Source organism: Cupriavidus consociatus (assembly GCF_017814975.1).
In the GTDB taxonomy this organism is placed as follows: Bacteria; Pseudomonadota; Gammaproteobacteria; order Burkholderiales; family Burkholderiaceae; genus Cupriavidus; species Cupriavidus consociatus.
In genome coordinates, this window is sequence record NZ_JAGIQA010000010.1 from 112,084 (window position 1) to 128,195 (window position 16,112).

The 16,112-nt window shown below is 66.8% G+C and carries 15 protein-coding genes; 9 read left to right on the forward strand and 6 right to left on the reverse strand.

Annotated features, from left to right (window positions below; translation table 11 throughout):
* Nucleotides 1-2: 2 nt before the first annotated feature.
* From cysD to cobA, 3 genes are read left to right on the forward strand one after another with little or no spacing between them, the layout of a single operon-like run.
* Complete coding sequence (gene cysD / locus J8I82_RS15640; RefSeq protein WP_209758979.1) at nt 3-968, forward strand: sulfate adenylyltransferase subunit CysD; 966 nt, start codon at nt 3-5, stop codon at nt 966-968.
* Between the two features lie 25 nt (nt 969-993).
* Nucleotides 994-2,298: a sulfate adenylyltransferase subunit 1 gene (locus tag J8I82_RS15645; RefSeq protein ID WP_209758982.1), complete on the forward strand. Its 1,305-nt coding sequence runs from the start codon at nt 994-996 to the stop codon at nt 2,296-2,298.
* A 38-nt stretch (nt 2,299-2,336) separates the two neighbouring features.
* Nucleotides 2,337-3,137, forward strand: a complete 801-nt coding sequence (gene cobA, locus J8I82_RS15650) for a uroporphyrinogen-III C-methyltransferase (protein ID WP_209758984.1) — start codon at nt 2,337-2,339, stop codon at nt 3,135-3,137.
* A gap of 152 nt (nt 3,138-3,289) precedes the next feature.
* Here the strand turns inward: cobA and J8I82_RS15655 are convergent, their stop codons facing one another.
* Genes J8I82_RS15655 through lptF form a run of 3 tightly spaced genes read right to left on the reverse strand, consistent with a single transcriptional unit; the run spans nt 3,290 to nt 5,987 of the window.
* Nucleotides 3,290-3,685 carry a sirohydrochlorin chelatase gene (locus J8I82_RS15655; protein WP_209758986.1) on the reverse strand — a complete coding sequence of 132 codons (396 nt, stop codon included), beginning with the start codon at nt 3,683-3,685 and terminating at the stop codon, nt 3,290-3,292.
* An 8-nt stretch (nt 3,686-3,693) separates the two neighbouring features.
* Nucleotides 3,694-4,863, reverse strand: a complete 1,170-nt coding sequence (gene lptG, locus J8I82_RS15660; RefSeq protein ID WP_209758988.1) for an LPS export ABC transporter permease LptG — start codon at nt 4,861-4,863, stop codon at nt 3,694-3,696.
* Nucleotides 4,860-5,987 carry an LPS export ABC transporter permease LptF gene (gene lptF, locus J8I82_RS15665; RefSeq protein WP_209758990.1) on the reverse strand — a complete coding sequence of 376 codons (1,128 nt, stop codon included), beginning with the start codon at nt 5,985-5,987 and terminating at the stop codon, nt 4,860-4,862. Before lptF ends, lptG begins: the two co-directional genes overlap by 4 nt.
* 187 nt (nt 5,988-6,174) lie before the next feature.
* Here lptF and J8I82_RS15670 point away from each other — a divergent pair, with 187 nt between their 5' ends.
* The 3 genes from J8I82_RS15670 to J8I82_RS15680 are packed head-to-tail and all read left to right on the forward strand — an operon-like array spanning nt 6,175 to nt 8,667.
* On the forward strand, nt 6,175-7,713 hold the full coding sequence (locus tag J8I82_RS15670; RefSeq protein ID WP_209758992.1) for a leucyl aminopeptidase: 1,539 nt from the start codon (nt 6,175-6,177) through the stop codon (nt 7,711-7,713).
* Between the two features lie 43 nt (nt 7,714-7,756).
* The gene (locus tag J8I82_RS15675) at nt 7,757-8,191 is read left to right on the forward strand and encodes a DNA polymerase III subunit chi (RefSeq protein WP_029046033.1); all 435 of its coding nucleotides are present in this window, start codon (nt 7,757-7,759) and stop codon (nt 8,189-8,191) included.
* On the forward strand, nt 8,188-8,667 hold the full coding sequence (locus J8I82_RS15680) for a hypothetical protein (RefSeq protein ID WP_209758994.1): 480 nt from the start codon (nt 8,188-8,190) through the stop codon (nt 8,665-8,667). Before J8I82_RS15675 ends, J8I82_RS15680 begins: the two co-directional genes overlap by 4 nt.
* Nucleotides 8,668-8,747: 80 nt before the next feature.
* On the opposite strand, the gene ilvD is transcribed toward J8I82_RS15680, so the two are convergent.
* Nucleotides 8,748-10,421 (reverse strand): dihydroxy-acid dehydratase, encoded by a 1,674-nt coding sequence (gene ilvD / locus J8I82_RS15685; protein ID WP_209758996.1) that lies wholly within the window; start codon nt 10,419-10,421, stop codon nt 8,748-8,750.
* 152 nt (nt 10,422-10,573) lie between these two features.
* Here ilvD and J8I82_RS15690 point away from each other — a divergent pair, with 152 nt between their 5' ends.
* Both J8I82_RS15690 and lgt read left to right on the forward strand, forming a co-directional pair.
* The gene (locus J8I82_RS15690; protein ID WP_245179794.1) at nt 10,574-11,560 is read left to right on the forward strand and encodes a LysR family transcriptional regulator; all 987 of its coding nucleotides are present in this window, start codon (nt 10,574-10,576) and stop codon (nt 11,558-11,560) included.
* 41 nt (nt 11,561-11,601) lie between these two features.
* On the forward strand, nt 11,602-12,420 hold the full coding sequence (gene lgt, locus J8I82_RS15695; RefSeq protein WP_029046037.1) for a prolipoprotein diacylglyceryl transferase: 819 nt from the start codon (nt 11,602-11,604) through the stop codon (nt 12,418-12,420).
* Nucleotides 12,421-12,439: 19 nt separating this feature from the next.
* Here the strand turns inward: lgt and J8I82_RS15700 are convergent, their stop codons facing one another.
* Nucleotides 12,440-13,474: a M48 family metallopeptidase gene (locus J8I82_RS15700; RefSeq protein ID WP_209758998.1), complete on the reverse strand. Its 1,035-nt coding sequence runs from the start codon at nt 13,472-13,474 to the stop codon at nt 12,440-12,442.
* A gap of 26 nt (nt 13,475-13,500) precedes the next feature.
* Nucleotides 13,501-14,589 carry a YjgN family protein gene (locus J8I82_RS15705; RefSeq protein ID WP_209759000.1) on the reverse strand — a complete coding sequence of 363 codons (1,089 nt, stop codon included), beginning with the start codon at nt 14,587-14,589 and terminating at the stop codon, nt 13,501-13,503.
* A gap of 797 nt (nt 14,590-15,386) precedes the next feature.
* On the opposite strand from J8I82_RS15705, the gene J8I82_RS15710 reads away from it, so the two are divergent.
* A complete protein-coding gene (locus tag J8I82_RS15710; protein WP_209759002.1) occupies nt 15,387-16,094 on the forward strand; it encodes a GntR family transcriptional regulator in 708 nt (235 codons plus the stop codon).
* The last annotated feature ends 18 nt before the right edge of the window (nt 16,095-16,112 follow it).

Genomic DNA, 16,112 nt, shown 5'->3' on the forward strand with positions numbered 1-16,112 from the left:
AAATGGGCATCATGAACGACATCGCAGAAGCCACCAGCAGCGTGGCGCACCTGTTGCAGGTACAGAACGACCATCTTGACCGCCTGGAAGCGGAATCGATCTACATCATCCGCGAGGTGGTGGCCGAGTGCCGCAACCCGGCGCTGCTGTTCTCCGGCGGCAAGGACTCGATCGTGATGCTGCATCTGGCGCTGAAGGCCTTCCGCCTGGGCGACCGCAAGATCGAGCTGCCGTTCCCGCTGGTGCATATCGACACCGGCCACAACTACCCGGAAGTGATCGCCTTCCGCGACCAGCGCGTGGCGGAACTGGGCGCGCGCCTGGTGGTGGGCCACGTCGAGGAATCGATCAAGCGCGGCACCGTGCGCCTGCGCAAGGAAACCGATTCGCGCAACGCCGCGCAGGCCGTGACGCTGCTGGAAACCATCGAGGCGCACAAGTTCGATGCGCTGATGGGCGGCGCCCGCCGCGACGAAGAGAAGGCCCGCGCCAAGGAGCGCATCTTCTCGTTCCGCGACGAGTTCGGCCAGTGGGACCCGAAGGCCCAGCGTCCCGAGCTGTGGAGCCTGTACAACGCCCGCATGGCGCAGGGCGAGCAGATGCGCGTGTTCCCGATCTCCAACTGGACCGAGCTGGACGTGTGGCAGTACATCGCCCGCGAGAACCTGGCGCTGCCGCCGATCTACTACGCGCACCAGCGTGAAGTGGTGCGCAAGAACGGCCTGCTGGTGCCGGTCACGCCGATCACGCCCAAGCAGGACGGCGACGTCAGCGAAGTGCTGTCGGTCCGCTTCCGCACCGTCGGCGACATCAGCTGCACCTGCCCGGTGGCCAGCGTTGCCGATTCGCCGGAAGCGATCATCGCCGAAACCGCGGTGACCGAGATCACCGAGCGCGGCGCCACCCGCATGGACGACCAGACCAGCGAAGCTTCGATGGAGCGCCGCAAGAAGGAAGGCTACTTCTAAGCCGCACGCAGCAAAGGATCCAGACATGACTCACCAAGCAACCCATCAAGGCCTGCTGCGCTTCATCACCGCCGGCTCCGTCGACGACGGCAAGAGCACGCTGATCGGCCGCCTGCTGTATGACAGCAAGGCTGTGCTGTCGGACCAGCTGACCGCGCTGGCCAATGCCAAGAACAAGCGCACCGCCGGCGAGCAGATCGATTTCTCGCTGCTGACCGACGGCCTGGAAGCCGAGCGCGAGCAGGGCATCACCATCGACGTGGCGTACCGCTACTTCTCGACCGCACGCCGCAAGTTCATCATCGCGGATACGCCGGGCCACGAGCAGTACACCCGCAACATGGTTACCGGCGCGTCGACCGCGCACGCGGCCATCGTGCTGGTCGATGCCACGCGCGTCACCGTCAAGGACGGCCGCGCCGAACTGCTGGCGCAGACCAAGCGCCATTCGGCGATCCTCAAGCTGCTGGAAATCCAGCACGTGATCGTGGCCGTCAACAAGATGGACCTGGTCGACTTCAGCGAACAGACCTTCAACGAGATCCGTGCCGCCTACGCCGAACTGGCCGAGCAGCTGGGCCTGAAGGACGTGCGCTACGTGCCGGTCTCCGCGCTGCGCGGCGACAACATCGTGCACGAGAGCGACGCCATGCCGTGGTACCAGGGCGAGCCGCTGCTGCCGCTGCTGGAAGAGCTGCCGGTGGAAGAAGCCGCGCCCGAAGACGACGCAGCGCTGCGCTTCCCGGTGCAGCTGGTGATCCGCCAGGACGGTTCGCAGTCGGACGATTTCCGCGGCTATGCCGGCCGCGTGGAAGCCGGCACTGTGCGCGTCGGCCAGAAGCTGCGCGTGCTGCCCGCCAACCGCGAAGCTTTGGTGGCCGAAGTGCTGACCCCGAACGGCGCCGCTGAATCGGCCAACGTCGGCGACACGGTCACCGTGCGCCTCGCCGAGGACGTCGATGTATCGCGCGGTGACATGTTCGTCGCCGCCGATGCGACGGCGGCATCCGCCAAGAAGCTGCAGGCCGACCTGTGCTGGTTCGATGACGAGTCGCTGAACCCGTCGCGCAAGTACGTGCTCAAGCACACCACGGCCAGCGTATTCGCGCGCGTGTCGGCGGTGGACCGCGTGCTGGACGTGCACACGCTGTCGCACGAGACCGGCCGCCACGACATCCGCCTGAACGACATCGGTTCGGTGCAGATCTCGCTGCAGAAGCCGATCGTGTGCGATGCCTACGGCGACAATCCGGCAACGGGCGCCTTCGTGCTGATCGACGAAGCGACCAACCACACGGTGGCCGCAGGCATGATCCGTGCGTTCTCCTGAGCGGTAACGAACAGGAACGAGCGGACAAGGGGCAACAGATGGACAAGCAGGCGCGCAAGACTTACGGAAAGGTGTTCCTCATCGGGGCGGGCCCCGGTGCGGCAGACCTCATTACGGTGCGTGGTGCACGGCTTTTGGGCGAAGCCCAGGTGGTGCTGCACGATGCCCTGGTGTCGCCGGAGATGCTGGCCTGGTGTCCGCAGGCCGAGCTGGTCGAGGTCGGCAAGCGCTGCGGCCAGCGCTCTACCGCGCAGCTGTTCATCAACCGCCAGATCGTCGACCTGGCCAGCAAGTATGAACGCGTGGTGCGCCTGAAGGGCGGCGACCCGATGCTGTTCGGCCGTGCCGACGAGGAACTGCAGGCGCTGGAAGCGGCCGGCATCGAGTATGAGGTGGTGCCCGGCATCACCGCCGCGCTGGCGGCCGCGTCGGCCATCGGCAAGCCGCTGACCAAGCGCGGCGTGTCGCGCAGCGTGGCGTTTGCCACGCAGGCCAAGGCGGCGGACGGCGATGGCTCGCCGGATATCGAAGCCGCGGTCAAGGCCGACACGCTGGTCTACTACATGGGCCGCGACCAGGCCGCCACCATTGCCGCGCAGCTGATCGCGCATGGCAAGCCCGCGTCGACGCCGGCATGGGTGGTGGAAGCCGCCACCACGCCGCGCCAGCGCAGCCGCGAGTTCACGCTCGGCCAGATGGCGTCGGGCGAGGCCGCGGCCTGGATCGACCCGGTGCAGCCCAGCCTGCTGATGATCGGCGCGGCGCTGGCCGCGCGCGCGACTGAGGCGCCGCGGGAGGATGCAGGCGTGACTGAAGTGCGTGCGCAGCACGCTGCCTGATTTTTCAGGGGCGCGGCGCTGGAAATGCGAGTTGTCTCCCCTCTCCCATTGATGGGAGAGGGGAGCAAACCGAGCGGCATTGAGCTTTGTCGAAATAATGACCCCGTGCCGGGATTCCGGCACGGGGTTTTTTCGTTAGGGTTTTGAAGTCTTCAGGACTGCGCAGCAGCCCCCGGCAGCGACGCAACGCAGTAAGCCGCAATCGCATCCAGCACCGCATCAGATTCGCCCACCGCGGCAGCGCAATGAATGCGCAGGCCGGGATAAGCCTGCCTGCACTGGTCGAGCAGCGCCGGCAGGTCGCGCCGGATATGGCCGCCCTGGCCGAAGAACACCGGGACCACCGTGACCTCGCCCACGCCGCGCGCGGCGAGTTCCGCCAGCGTATCGGGCAGCAGCGGCGACATCAGCTCCAGGAACGCCAGCCGCACCTCGCACTGGGGCAGGGCTGTGGCCAGCTTCTGCTGCAGCCGCTCGAACGGCTCGCGCCAGCGCGCATCGCGCGCGCCATGCGCGAACAGGACCAGGGCACGGTTGGGAGCTGCCATGGCCGTCCTCAGTGCCGGTCGACCCAGCGCAGCGCCAGCAGCGCCACCGTCAGGTAGAGCGTGCCTGGCACCAGCGCGGAGATGATGGGCGGCCAGGTGTGCAGCAGGCCGACATGCGAGAACAGCGTATTCGACAGGTGGAACGACATCCCCAGCATGATGCCGCCGAACACCTTCACACCCACCGCCCCGGCACGCGCGTGCAGGTAGGCGAAAGGCAGGGCCAGCGCCACCATCACGAACAGCGTCAGCGGGTAGATCACTTTCTTCCAGAACGCGATCTCGTAGCGCTGCGTGTCCTGCTTGTTGTCGCGCAGGTGGCGGATATAGCGGAACAGGTCCAGCGTCGACATCCGCTCCGGCGTCACCAGCAGCACCGACAGGATCTGCGGCGTCAGCTCCGAGTGCATCGCCACGCGTGGGAATTTCAGCTGCTCGGCGCGGAAATCCGGCGCCAGGGCATCGCGCGGCGGCGCGGGCTTTGCCGGATCGGCCTGCGGCATCAGCTCGGTGAAGCGCGTCTCGCTGACCCCTTGCAGTTCCCACGCCTGGCCGCCCTGGTAGCGGCCTTCCTGGGCCACGCGGATCACGCGCAGGCGGTATTGCGGGTCGAACTCATAGATCGTGATGCCGGTGATGGTCTGGTCCGGGCGCAGCCCCGCCACGTTGACGAAGCGGGTGATCTCGCCGCCGCCGGCCGGGTCCTGGTCGCGGTCCTTGACCCAGACGCCGGAACGGAAGCCCGCCGACACCGTCGCGCCGATCGCCTCGAGCTTGATCTTCTGCGCGTACTGCTCCGCGCGCGGGCCGATGAACTCGCCGAAGATAAAGGTCACGATCGCCAGCGGCACCGCCAGCTTGAACAGCGAGAACAGCGCCTGCCGCGTATTCAGGCCGGCGACGCGGAAGATGGTGAACTCGGACTGGCTGGCGAGCTGCGAGAAGACGTAGATCGCACTGATCAGCACCGCGATCGGCAGCACCTCGTAGACCCGGGTAGGGGCCTGCAGCAGCACGTGGAACAGCGCCACCAGCGAGGTGTACTGGGCGTTGACGTTCTCCAGCTCGTTGAGCATGTCGAAGAACACGAACAGCGACAGCACCGCGAACAGGATGAAGGCGAACACGCCATAGACCAGCCGCCCGAAGTAGCGTTCATAGACGCGCAGGATCCTCATGCCTGGCTCCCGCTGGTGGCGGTATCACGCCGTTTCAGGCCGAACACGGCGCGCCAGCCGCCGAGGCTGCGGTTCTGCCGGTAGCGGAACAGCATCAGCGCCGCCAGGAACACTGTCAGGTGGATCGGCCACCAGGCGAGCCAGAACGGCACCGAGCCATTGCGCACCCAGGACTGCGTCAGATTGACGAGGTTGCTGTACGTCAGGTAGATCAGCACCGCGAACACCAGCGGGGTATAGCGGCCCAGGCGAGGGTTCACGTAGGCCAGCGGGATCGCGATCATCACGAAGTTAAAGGCCAGGATCGGCAGCGAGATGCGCCAGATCAGTTCGCCCAGGTTCTCGCGCGTCGGGTTGCGGATCAGCTCGATGGTGTCGCGGCTCTTGGGCGGCAGCTTGGCTTCCGACTCGGGCGGCTTGCTGTCCACCTTGACCGCGTAGCGATCGAACTCGACGATGCGGTAGTCGATCTGGCCGGGCGTGCCGGAATAGCGGCGGCCGTTTTCCATCACCACCAGGCGGTCGCCATTGGGCATGGTCTCGAACTTGCCCTGGTGCGCCAGCGCCACGCCGATCTTGTCGGCCTCGGCATTGGCGACGAAGACATTGCGCGCATACTTAATGTCGGGGTCCATGCCCTCGATGAACAGCACGTAGTTGGCCTTGGCAGGCTCGATGAAGCGGCCGGCGGCGATCATCGACATCACCCCGCGCTGCTCGAAGCGGTCGCGGAACAGCGCGCTCTGCTGGTTGGCCCACGGCCAGGCGAAGATGCCCAGCAGCAGCGCCAGCAGGATGAACGGCGCGGCGAACTGCAGCACCGGCTTGACCAGGTCGCGCAGCGAGATGCCGGCCGAGAACCACACCACCATCTCCGAATCCTTGTACCAGCGCGTGAGCACGATCAGGGTCGAGATGAAGAGGGTGGCCGACAGCAGGATGGACAGGTAGCCGATGGTGGCCAGGCCGATCAGCATCAGCACGTCGTTGGGACTGGCCTTGCCGTTGGCAGCCAGTCCCAGGATGCGGATCACGAGCGACGTGAGCATGAAGGTCAGCATCACCAGGAACACCGCCCCGGCGGTGTAGGCGAGCTCGCGTCGCAGGGCTTGTTGAAGGATCATGCGGGTTCGGTTCCGGGCTGCCGGCCGGAGCGGGCGATGTGCCGTGCGAGGTGCCTGGCAGAACAGCGGGCTGGCAGCACAACTGGCTGTCAGCGTGACCGGGGCGTATCAGCGGCGGCAGGTCGCGGGGTAAAAATCGCGGATAATGGAGGCTTTCGTGTCTAACGAGCCCCTGGAAGGAAGCGCGATGGAATTTAGCACAAAAGCCCTGGATTTGAGCAAAGCCGGCCAAAATGGTTTCATGGCGACCAAGACTGACTGCCTCGTGGTCGGCCTGTTCGAGGGCCAGAACCTTGCCGGCGTGGCCAAGGCGCTGGACACGGCCACCAAGGGCTTGGTGGCGCGCCTGGTCAAGCAGGGCGATTTCGAAGGCAAGCGCGGCACCCACCTGATGCTGCACGAAGTGGCCGGCGTCGGCGCCGCCCGCGTGCTGCTGGTGGGCCTGGGCAAGGAAGCCGAGTTCTCGGACAAGGCTTTCGCCGACGCCGTGCGCACCGCGGTGCGTGCCTTGTCGTCCACGCGCGCCACCTCCGCGCTGTGGTGCCTGGCGCAGCAGGCGCCGCATCAGCGCGACGTTTCGTGGGCCATCATCAGCACCATCACGCTGGTGCGCGACGCTGGCTACCGGCTGCTCGAGCGCCACCCCGGCCTGAAGCGTGCCAACGCCAACGGCAAGCCGAACGGCGCCGACAAGTCGTCGCTGCGCAAGGTCGTGATCGCGGTGGACAGCAGCGACGCCCGCGCCGCCACCCAGGCCGCGGTGCGCGGCACGGCCATCGCCAACGGCATGGAGGTCACGCGCGACCTGGGCAACCTGCCATCCAATATCTGCACCCCGACCTACTTGGCCAATGCGGCGCGCAGCATCGCCAAGCGCCACAAGCTCAAGGCCGAAGTGCTGGGCCGCAAGCAGATCGAGGCGCTCAACATGGGCGCCTTCCTGGCCGTGACCAAGGGCAGCGAGGAGCCGCCGCAGTTCATCGTGCTGCGCTACGACGGCGCCGGCGCCAAGCAGGCGCCGGTGGTGCTGGTCGGCAAGGGCATCACCTTCGACACCGGCGGCATCTCGCTCAAGCCGGGCGAGGGCATGGACGAGATGAAGTACGACATGTGCGGCGCCGCCTCGGTGCTGGGCACCATCCAGGCCGTGGCTGAGATGGGCCTGAAGCTCAATGTCGTGGCCGTGGTGCCGACCTGCGAGAACATGCCCAGCGGCATCGCCACCAAGCCGGGCGATGTCGTCACCAGCATGTCGGGCCAGACCATCGAGATCCTGAACACGGACGCCGAGGGCCGCCTGATCCTGTGCGACGCGCTGACCTACGTCGAGCGCTTCAAGCCGGCCGCGGTGATCGACGTGGCCACGCTGACGGGCGCCTGCATCATCGCGCTGGGCCACCAGAACAGCGGCCTGTACTCGCGCTCCGACATGCTGGCCGACCAGCTGCTGCAGGCCGGCCGCCATGCCATGGATACCGCCTGGCGCATGCCGCTCGATGACGAGTACCAGGACCAGCTAAAGTCCAATTTCGCCGACATGGCCAATATCGGCGGGCGCCCGGCGGGCAGCGTGACCGCGGCCTGCTTCCTGTCGCGCTTTACCGAGAAGTACGACTGGGCCCACCTGGATATCGCCGGCACGGCCTGGAAGAGCGGTGCGGCCAAGGGCGCCACCGGCCGCCCGGTGCCGCTGCTGACGCAGTTCCTGATGGACCGCGCGGCCTGACGGCCGCAGTCAGCCACCCCGGCCACGCAAGCAGCAAACTTCCATGACGCGCATCGACTTCCACAGCAACGTGCCGGACCTGCTCGGCTATGTCTGCCGGCTGGTCCGCAAGGCCTACGGCGCCGGCCAGAAGGTCGTGATCCACGGCACGCCGGCGCAGCTGGCGGACCTGGATGCGCGCCTGTGGACCTTCTCGGCGCTGGATTTCCTGCCGCATTGCGGGCTGGAGCATCCCAATGCGGCGGTCACGCCGATCCTGCTGGCCGCCACCACTGAAGGCGTGCCGCACCACCAGCTGCTGATCAACCTGTCTGACCAGCCGCCGGCGCAATTCGCCAGTTTCGAACGCCTGATCGAAGTGGTGGGATCGGGCGACGCCGCCCGCGAAGCCGGCCGCCAGCGCTACCGCTTCTACCGCGAACGCGGTTATCCGCTGACGCATCACGATATCGGCCAGCCCAAGGGAGACGCAACATGAGCGAACGCACCACATCGCGGGTGATCCCGCGGCCCGGGCCCAATGACAGCATTCCGCTGCTGACCGAAGTGGTCGAACTGCCGGACGCGGAATCGGCGGCGCAGCCGCCGGCCGCGTCGCAGGAAGGCGTCATCGATACCTTCGGCATGGCCGAATCCGGCATGGTCATGCAGGTGGGCGATACCGGGGAGCCGCAGGCCGAAGCACCGCCGCCGCAAGCCCCGGCGCCGGTGGCCGATCCCGGCGAGGACGACCTGCGCGCCATGCGCAGCGAGCTGCTGTCGCGCGTGATGCTGCGCTTCCGCACCGAATGGCCGCAGGTGGTCGAGGCCCATACCGAAGCCACGCTGCAGGCGCGGCTGGCGCCGCTGACGGCGCAGCTGGCCAGCGAGCTGACACAGTCGCTGGAGGCCAGGCTGGTGGAGTGGCTGGACGCGACGCTGGAGGAGATCGAGCGGACGCCGGGTGGGGATTGAGGGTTTTATTCCGACGCCTTCTGCCAAAGTAAAAAAAGCCTGCGAGAGATCGCAGGCTTTTCCAGCTCTGACGAACGCCGTCAGTCCGTTACCGCACCCTTGCTGGCCGTCGACGCCAGGCGCGCAAACTTCGCCAGCACACCCCGCGTATAGCGCGGCGCCGGTGCCTTCCAGCCGGCACGCCGCTTCGCCAGCTCTTCCTCCGGCACGTTCAGTTGCAGCAGCAGCTTGTGCGCATCGATCGTGATCGAGTCGCCCTCCTGCACCAGCGCGATCGTGCCGCCCACTGCCGCCTCAGGCGCCACGTGGCCGACCACCATGCCCCAGGTGCCGCCCGAGAAGCGGCCGTCAGTGATAAAGCCGACCGACTCGCCCAGCCCCTTGCCGATGATGGCCGAGGTCGGCGCCAGCATTTCCGGCATGCCCGGGCCGCCCTTGGGACCGAGGTAGCGCAGCACCAGCACGTCGCCGGCGTTGATCTTGTCGGCCAGGATGGCCTCCATCGCGCTCTGCTCGTCCTCGAACACGCGCGCCGGACCGGTGATGACCGGGTTCTTCAGGCCGGTGATCTTGGCGACCGCGCCTTCTTCGGCCAGGTTGCCCTTCAGGATGGCGAGGTGGCCTTCCTTGTAGAGCGCCTTTTCGATGGGCAGGATCACATCCTGGTCGGCGCGCGGGGTGTCCGGCACGTGTTCGAGTTCTTCGGCCAGCGTGCGGCCGGTAATGGTCAGGCAGTCGCCATGCAGCAGGCCGGCCTTGAGCAGGAGCTTCATGACCTGCGGGATGCCGCCCGCCTGGTGCAGGTCGGTGGCCACGTACTGCCCGGAAGGCTTCAGGTTGCAGATCACCGGCACCTTGCGGCGGATGCGCTCGAAGTCCTCGATGGTCCATTCGACTTCGGCCGAGTGCGCGATGGCGAGGTAGTGCAGCACCGCATTGGTTGAGCCGCCGGTGGCCATGATCAGCGCGACCGCGTTCTCGATCGACTTGCGGTTGATGATGTCGCGCGGCTTGATGTCCTGCTTGATCGCCTCGACCAGCACGCGCGCCGATTCGGCCGCGCTGTCGACCTTCTCCTGGTCCGGGTTGGCCATGGTTGACGAGTACAGCAGAGACATGCCCAGCGCCTCGAACGACGAGCTCATGGTGTTGGCGGTGTACATGCCGCCGCACGATCCGGTCGAAGGGCAGGCGTTCTGTTCCACGCCCTCGAAGTCTTCCTGGCTCATGCGCCCGGCGGTGAATTCGCCCACGGCCTCGAACGACGATACGATGGTCAGGTCCTTGCCCTTCCAGTTGCCCGGCTTGATGGTGCCGCCGTAGACATAGATGCCCGGCACGTTGGTGCGCGCCAGCGCGATCATGCCGCCGGGCATGTTCTTGTCGCAGCCGCCGATCACCACCACGCCGTCCATCCACTGGCCCTGCGCCGCGGTCTCGATGCAGTCGGCAATGACCTCGCGCGAGATCAGCGAGTATTTCATCCCCTCGGTGCCCATCGACATGCCGTCCGAGATGGTGGGCGTGCCGAACACCTGCGGATTGGCGCCGGACGCCTTGATTGCGTCGATCGCCGCGTCGGCCAGGCGCTGCAGGCCGGCGTTGCAGGGCGTGATCGTCGAGTGACCGTTGGCGATGCCCACCATCGGCTTGTCGAAGTCTTCCTTCTTGTAGCCGAGGGCGTAGTACATCGAGCGGTTGGGTGAACGCGCCACGCCTTGCGTGATGTTCTGCGAGCGTTTGTTGAATGCCATGGTGGGTCTCCGGGGGAATGTCCGGGGCCGAGAAGTCGCGCGTTGTCACGCGGGCCGCCGATGTTGTGCCGCAAAGCATGCCCCTTGCATTTTGGAGTGTCAAATATATTATTTGCCCTTTATTGAGTCGAAAAACATATCAGGAGGCGGGCTTGGACCTGCGTCAGCTGCGTTACTTCGTCACCGTGGCGGAAGAGTTGCATTTCGGCCGCGCCGCGCAACGGCTGTCGATGACGCAGCCGCCGCTGTCGCAGCAGATCCAGGCGCTGGAGGAGGAACTCGGCGTGCCGCTGTTCGTGCGCACGCGCCGATCGGTGGCGCTGACACCGGCCGGCGCGCAGTGGCTGCCCGAGGTGCGGCGGGTGCTGGCCGATGCCGCGGCCTTGCCCGGGCTGGCGCAGCGGCTGGCGCGGGGCGAGCTGGGTTCGTTATCGCTGGCCTTCGTCAGCACGGCCGACTACGGCATCCTGCCCGACCTGCTGCGGCGCTTCCGGGCGCGTCATCCGGCGGTGCAGCTGCAGCTGCGCGAGGCCACCAGCGACGTCCAGCTCGAAGCGCTGCTGGAAGGCGCGATCGACGCGGGCCTGGTGATCCGGCCCCAGCTGCCGGCGATGCCGCACGGACTGGCCTACCTGCCGCTGGTCAGCGAACCGCTGGTGCTGGCCGTTGCCGACGGCTGGCGGCCGCCGGGCGGGCTCGCGCAGGACGGCAAGGTGTCGCTGCGCGATGCGGCATCCGAACCGCTGATCATCTTCCCGCGCCGAAGCGCGCCGGCGTTTTATGACATCATTACGGGCTACTATGCGCGCGAGGGCCTGGTGCCGGCGATCGCGCAGGAAGCCATCCAGATGCAGACCATTGTCAGCCTGGTGTCGGCCGGCATGGGCGTGGCGCTGGTGCCGGCATCGCTGTGCAACCTCCGGCGCACCGGCGTGTCGTACCTGGCATTGCGCGAGTCCGGCCCGCAGATCGAAACCGGGCTGGCCTGGCGCGACGGCGGCAGCGCCGGCGTCGCGCCGGTGCTGCGGTCGTTCATCGAGATTGCCGGTGCACTGGCCAACGAGGCCGATAAAGCCAACAAGCCCAACAAGGCCAACAAGGCCAACAAGGCCAACGAGTCCGCAGCGGCGCCGCGCTGAGCGCGCGGCCGGCCCAACCAGACAACTTCATTCACGCCAACATGCTGATCCATCCCCAGTTCGACCCGGTTGCCATCCACCTGGGCCCGCTTGCCATCCGCTGGTACGGGCTGATGTACCTGGCCGGGTTCATCATGTTCCTGTGGTTCGGGCGCCTGCGCATCCGCCAGCCGCATATGGCCGCCAAGGGCTGGACCACGCGCGACCTCGACGACATGCTGTTCTTCGGCGTGCTGGGCGTGATCCTGGGGGGGCGGCTGGGCTACGTGCTGTTCTACAAGCCGACGTACTACCTGGCGCACCCGATGGAGATCTTCAAGGTGTGGGAGGGCGGCATGGCCTTCCACGGCGGCTTTCTCGGCGTGATCGTGGCAATGTGGCTGTTCGGCAAGCTGCGCCGCCGCCACTGGATGGAGGTGACCGACTTCATCGCGCCGATGATCCCGTGCGGGCTCGCCGCCGGCCGCATCGGCAATTTCATCAACGGCGAGCTGTGGGGCCGCGCGACCGACCTGCCCTGGGGCATGATCTTCCCGCAGGCGGGCGACAACATTCCGCGCCATCCGTCGCAGCTGTACCAGTTCGCCGGCGAGGGCGTGGCGCTGTTCATCATCCTGTGGCTGTTCGCGCGCAAGCCGCGGCCGATGGGTGCGGTCTCGGGCGTGTTCCTGATCGGTTATGGCGCGTTTCGCTTTGCCGCCGAGTTCGCGCGCGAGCCGGACAGCTTCCTCGGCCTGCTGGCGCTGAAGATGTCGATGGGGCAGTGGCTGAGCCTGCCGATGATCCTGGCGGGCATCGCCATGGTGATCTGGGCCTACCGCCGCCAGCCCGGCGCCGGCGCGCCGCAGCCGGCGGCCTGAACACGGCCGCCGCGGCGGACTATCTCCCGGCGCGGCGCAGCGCGTCGATGCGCGCCTGCGTATGCGGGTGCGTCGACAGGAAGTCCTGGCCGCGCTCCGGTGGCGCTTCCGATGCTGGCGATGTCGCACCGGCGCCCGCACGCTGTTCCAGCCTGACCAGCACATCGGCCAGCGCCGCGGGCGGCAGGCCATTGCTCTGCATGACTTCGATGGCGAAGTCGTCGGCTTCGCGCTCGTGGTCGCGCGAGTAGCGCAGCGTCAGCATGGCGGCCGGCACTCCTGCCAGAACCGTCGAGATGTCGCCGAACAGGTAGGCCGACAGCGCGCCCAGCGCCGAGGCCTGGATCACCTGCTGCAGGCCGTGGCGGCGCGCCACGTGGCCGGCTTCGTGCGCCAGCACCCCCATCATGCCGGCACCGGTGCCGGCCAGGCCGACCAGCTCGTCGGTGACCACGATGATGCCGCCTGGCAGCGCCAGGGCATTGGCGCCGATTTCACCGCCCTGGCGGAACAGGATCAGGTAGTCGTGTCCCGCGTCGGGCGGCCGCCTGAGCGCGGCAAAGCCCTGGCGGATGCGTTCCTGTTCGGCCTGCGGCAGCTGCGTCGGCTTGACCACGCCGTTGTCCAGGCTGGCCAGCGTCAGCCTGCCCAGATGGGCTTCCACTTCCGGCGGCACCGTGTGCGCCATCACGCCCGCGCCCCACGGTAGCAGCACGTAGTAGCCCAGCACCAGCACCGCCACCAGCGCCGCCACCGCCATCCCCGCCAGGCGCCAGCTGTTCTGCGCGCGCGACACCAGCCCTTCGCGGTGGCCGGTGGCGGCCAGCATGTGGTCGAAGGCGGCGTGGTCATTGATTTCGCAGAAGGCGCCGTCGGCGAACGTGACCAGCCGCGGCGCGCGCCGTACGCGTTCGGATACGCGCACATCGGACAGCGCGGCGCGGCGCAGTTCGGCGCCGCTGGGGTCGCGCAGCACGGCCTGCCGCGCTTCCACGGCCAGGGTCGCGGGGTGCGCACGCGAGGTGCGGCCATCGAAATAGGTGACTGGGATCATGGTGCCAGGGCTGGCGGGCGCGGCAATCACAGCGCGATGTCGATGTCGTACCAGTCTACTGCGGCATCGCCCAGCGCACCGACCTGCTGCACCTCGCCGGCGACAAAGCTGTCGAGCGGGCCGGCGGCCAGCATCGTCACGCTTTCGACACGGTAACGCGCGGCGCGGACCCGCGCGAACGGCAGGTACAAGCCCAGCGTGAGCGCGATGGCGATCAGGTTGGTGACGAAGATAAAGATCATGCGGCCCGCACCGACCTGGCTGCGGAACGCGTGCGGGGCGAGCGTGGTGTGGCTCCACACGACGTTCTGCAGGCGCGCCATCAGGTAGGGGCTGACCGCCAGCAGGCCGAGGTAGAAGCCGGCAATCGCGAAGCCGAGGATCACCGCGGCGGCAAGGCCCTTGGCCCCGGGTGCCACCACCGCGCCCAGGACAAAGCTCAGCACGATGCCGGCGACAGCCGTGGCCAGCACCACGCCGAACGCCCGCAGGTAGACGCCATAGAACTCGCCGGCGCCGGCGGCAAAGCCGAACGGCGCCGTGCCGAAGCGCGTGTTGCTGTGCTGGTATTGCTTGAATCGCTGGTGCGCCAGCGGCCCGAGCAGCCCCAGCGTGAACACTGCTGCCAGCGGCCACAGCACGAATACCTTGTAGGCCCCGGCATCGCCGCCGGTGAAGGCAAAGCGCAGGCCGCGGTAGCTGGAATTGGCCATGCGGAAGCGCAGCGAGCGCACCAGCAGCAGCGGAAACACCGCCAGCAGCGCTACCAGCATCGCCAGCGCGAGGAAGGGCGATACATTGGAGGCCAGCTGGAACGCAAGCGCGAGGCCGAACACGATGGCGCGCCCCTTCAGGATGGCGGAGGCCTTGCCGTGGTAATCGAAGCTGGCCCCATCGAGCCGCGTATTGCGATAGAAATACTGCAGCGTGCGCACCTTGGCCCAGGCGGAATAGATACCGAAGGTGACGATGGTCAGCAGTACGTTAACGATCCAGATACGGAAATACTCCGATCCCGAACCGGTGAAGGACAGCCGCAAAGGCTGCGGCGATGCCGGCGCCGTGTCAAAGGCCGCGGACGAGGAGAACGTAAAATCGCTGCTGCCGGCGTGCATGGGCAGGCTCCCGGGAAAATGGAAATGCGTTTTGGCGAACGAAATGCGGCAAATATCTCTGCGCGCTTGTATCAGATATGCAACCGATCGAAATCAGGCCATTGCGGTGTGTCGTGCACATTCTCGCATCGATAAATTAAGATCGCGGCACATTTTGCATATGCAATTGCCGACAGTCGGGTTTGTCTCGTTGGCGTCATGGGAAAACCCTCGTAACAATCGAGAAACATCCTGTTACACTGATCGTAATCTGTAACAAGTTTCGGATGCGTGTCATCAATGAATTCAAGGACTTAGATCCACTGGCACGGTAATCGCTAACGATACTGTTACAAGATGAGCGGCAAGCCACAGCCGCCACGGAAGCATGCAGGGAGGGTCCGTCAGGACCACTGGGGTCGGATGCTTCACGCTATAGAACAGGGCAACGGGAAAATCCGCGCGCAAGCGCGTTTCAAGGGGGGCGCCGGGCCAGCGCCAGGTTTCCATGATGACCCACGCGGGTGGATGCAACGCGTATCCGCAGGCGATGTAGGCAGTTCAGTTGTCATTTTCAGGCGCGGGCGTTTCTTTGCAGGGAGGCATGGAAACGCCCGCCGCACCTCCTTCGCGCCATGCCGGCGTCTTTCGCGCAGGTACGAGAGCGCGTCCATTCAGCGCTTGATTCCGTTTTGAATCCCCTCTTCCGCATTGCAACATCGAAATCCCTTGTCTCGTCGCCGCCCTAATCCATAATTATGAATTATGGCGACTGGGACGCATGGTTCCGGCCATGGATTCCTCAACCGGGGGTGGCAATGCGTATCGTCCAGCAAGCCCTGTACCTCGAGGTCGCAGACCGTCTGCGCGCCATGATCGATGCCCACACGCTGACGCCAGGCGCCTGGATCGACGAAAGCGCGATGGCCGAGTCGCTCGGCATCTCGCGCACGCCGCTGCGCGAAGCGCTGAAGGTGCTGGCTGCGGAAGGGCTGGTCCGGCTCGAGCCGCGCCGCGGTTGCTTTGTCAATAAATTGTCCGAGCAGGACCTGGACGAGATCTTCCCGCTGATGGCGCTGCTCGAAGGACGCTGCGCCTACGAGGCCGCGCGCAATGCCACGCGTGCCGACCTGGACGCGCTGGAAGGCCTGCACGCCGACCTGGCTCGCTATGCGCAGGCCGGCGATATCGACGCCTACTACGAGACCAACGCGCAGATCCACGAGGCGATCCAGCGCCTGGCCGGCAACCGCTGGTTGTCGGGATTGATCAGCGACCTGCGCAAGGTGCTGCGGTTGTCGCGCCACAAAAGCCTGAAGCTGCCGGGCCGCATCCACGAGTCCTGCGCCGAGCACCTGTCGGTGTTCGCCGCGCTCAAGGCGCGCGACCCTGAAGGCGCCGAGGCGATGATGAAGACCCATCTGCTGCGCCAGCGCGCGGCACTGCAGGCGCTCGATCACGCCGCCGGCGCGGCGCAGCCGACCCGGGCGCCGCCGGCGCTGCGCGTGGCCAGCGGCGACGACTAGCTGCCCACGCTTCACGCC

Coding starts and splice junctions, on each gene's coding strand:
- J8I82_RS15680 (WP_209758994.1), top strand. CDS start 8,188: ATGAGCGAACGCACCACATCGCGGGTGATCCCGCGGCCCGGGCCCAAT.
- J8I82_RS15710 (WP_209759002.1), top strand. CDS start 15,387: ATGCGTATCGTCCAGCAAGCCCTGTACCTCGAGGTCGCAGACCGTCTG.
- J8I82_RS15675 (WP_029046033.1), top strand. CDS start 7,757: ATGACGCGCATCGACTTCCACAGCAACGTGCCGGACCTGCTCGGCTAT.
- cobA (WP_209758984.1), top strand. CDS start 2,337: ATGGACAAGCAGGCGCGCAAGACTTACGGAAAGGTGTTCCTCATCGGG.
- lgt (WP_029046037.1), top strand. CDS start 11,602: ATGCTGATCCATCCCCAGTTCGACCCGGTTGCCATCCACCTGGGCCCG.
- lptF (WP_209758990.1), bottom strand. CDS start 5,987: ATGATCCTTCAACAAGCCCTGCGACGCGAGCTCGCCTACACCGCCGGG.
- J8I82_RS15700 (WP_209758998.1), bottom strand. CDS start 13,474: ATGATCCCAGTCACCTATTTCGATGGCCGCACCTCGCGTGCGCACCCC.
- lptG (WP_209758988.1), bottom strand. CDS start 4,863: ATGAGGATCCTGCGCGTCTATGAACGCTACTTCGGGCGGCTGGTCTAT.
- J8I82_RS15655 (WP_209758986.1), bottom strand. CDS start 3,685: ATGGCAGCTCCCAACCGTGCCCTGGTCCTGTTCGCGCATGGCGCGCGC.
- J8I82_RS15670 (WP_209758992.1), top strand. CDS start 6,175: ATGGAATTTAGCACAAAAGCCCTGGATTTGAGCAAAGCCGGCCAAAAT.
- ilvD (WP_209758996.1), bottom strand. CDS start 10,421: ATGGCATTCAACAAACGCTCGCAGAACATCACGCAAGGCGTGGCGCGT.
- J8I82_RS15705 (WP_209759000.1), bottom strand. CDS start 14,589: ATGCACGCCGGCAGCAGCGATTTTACGTTCTCCTCGTCCGCGGCCTTT.
- cysD (WP_209758979.1), top strand. CDS start 3: ATGGGCATCATGAACGACATCGCAGAAGCCACCAGCAGCGTGGCGCAC.
- J8I82_RS15645 (WP_209758982.1), top strand. CDS start 994: ATGACTCACCAAGCAACCCATCAAGGCCTGCTGCGCTTCATCACCGCC.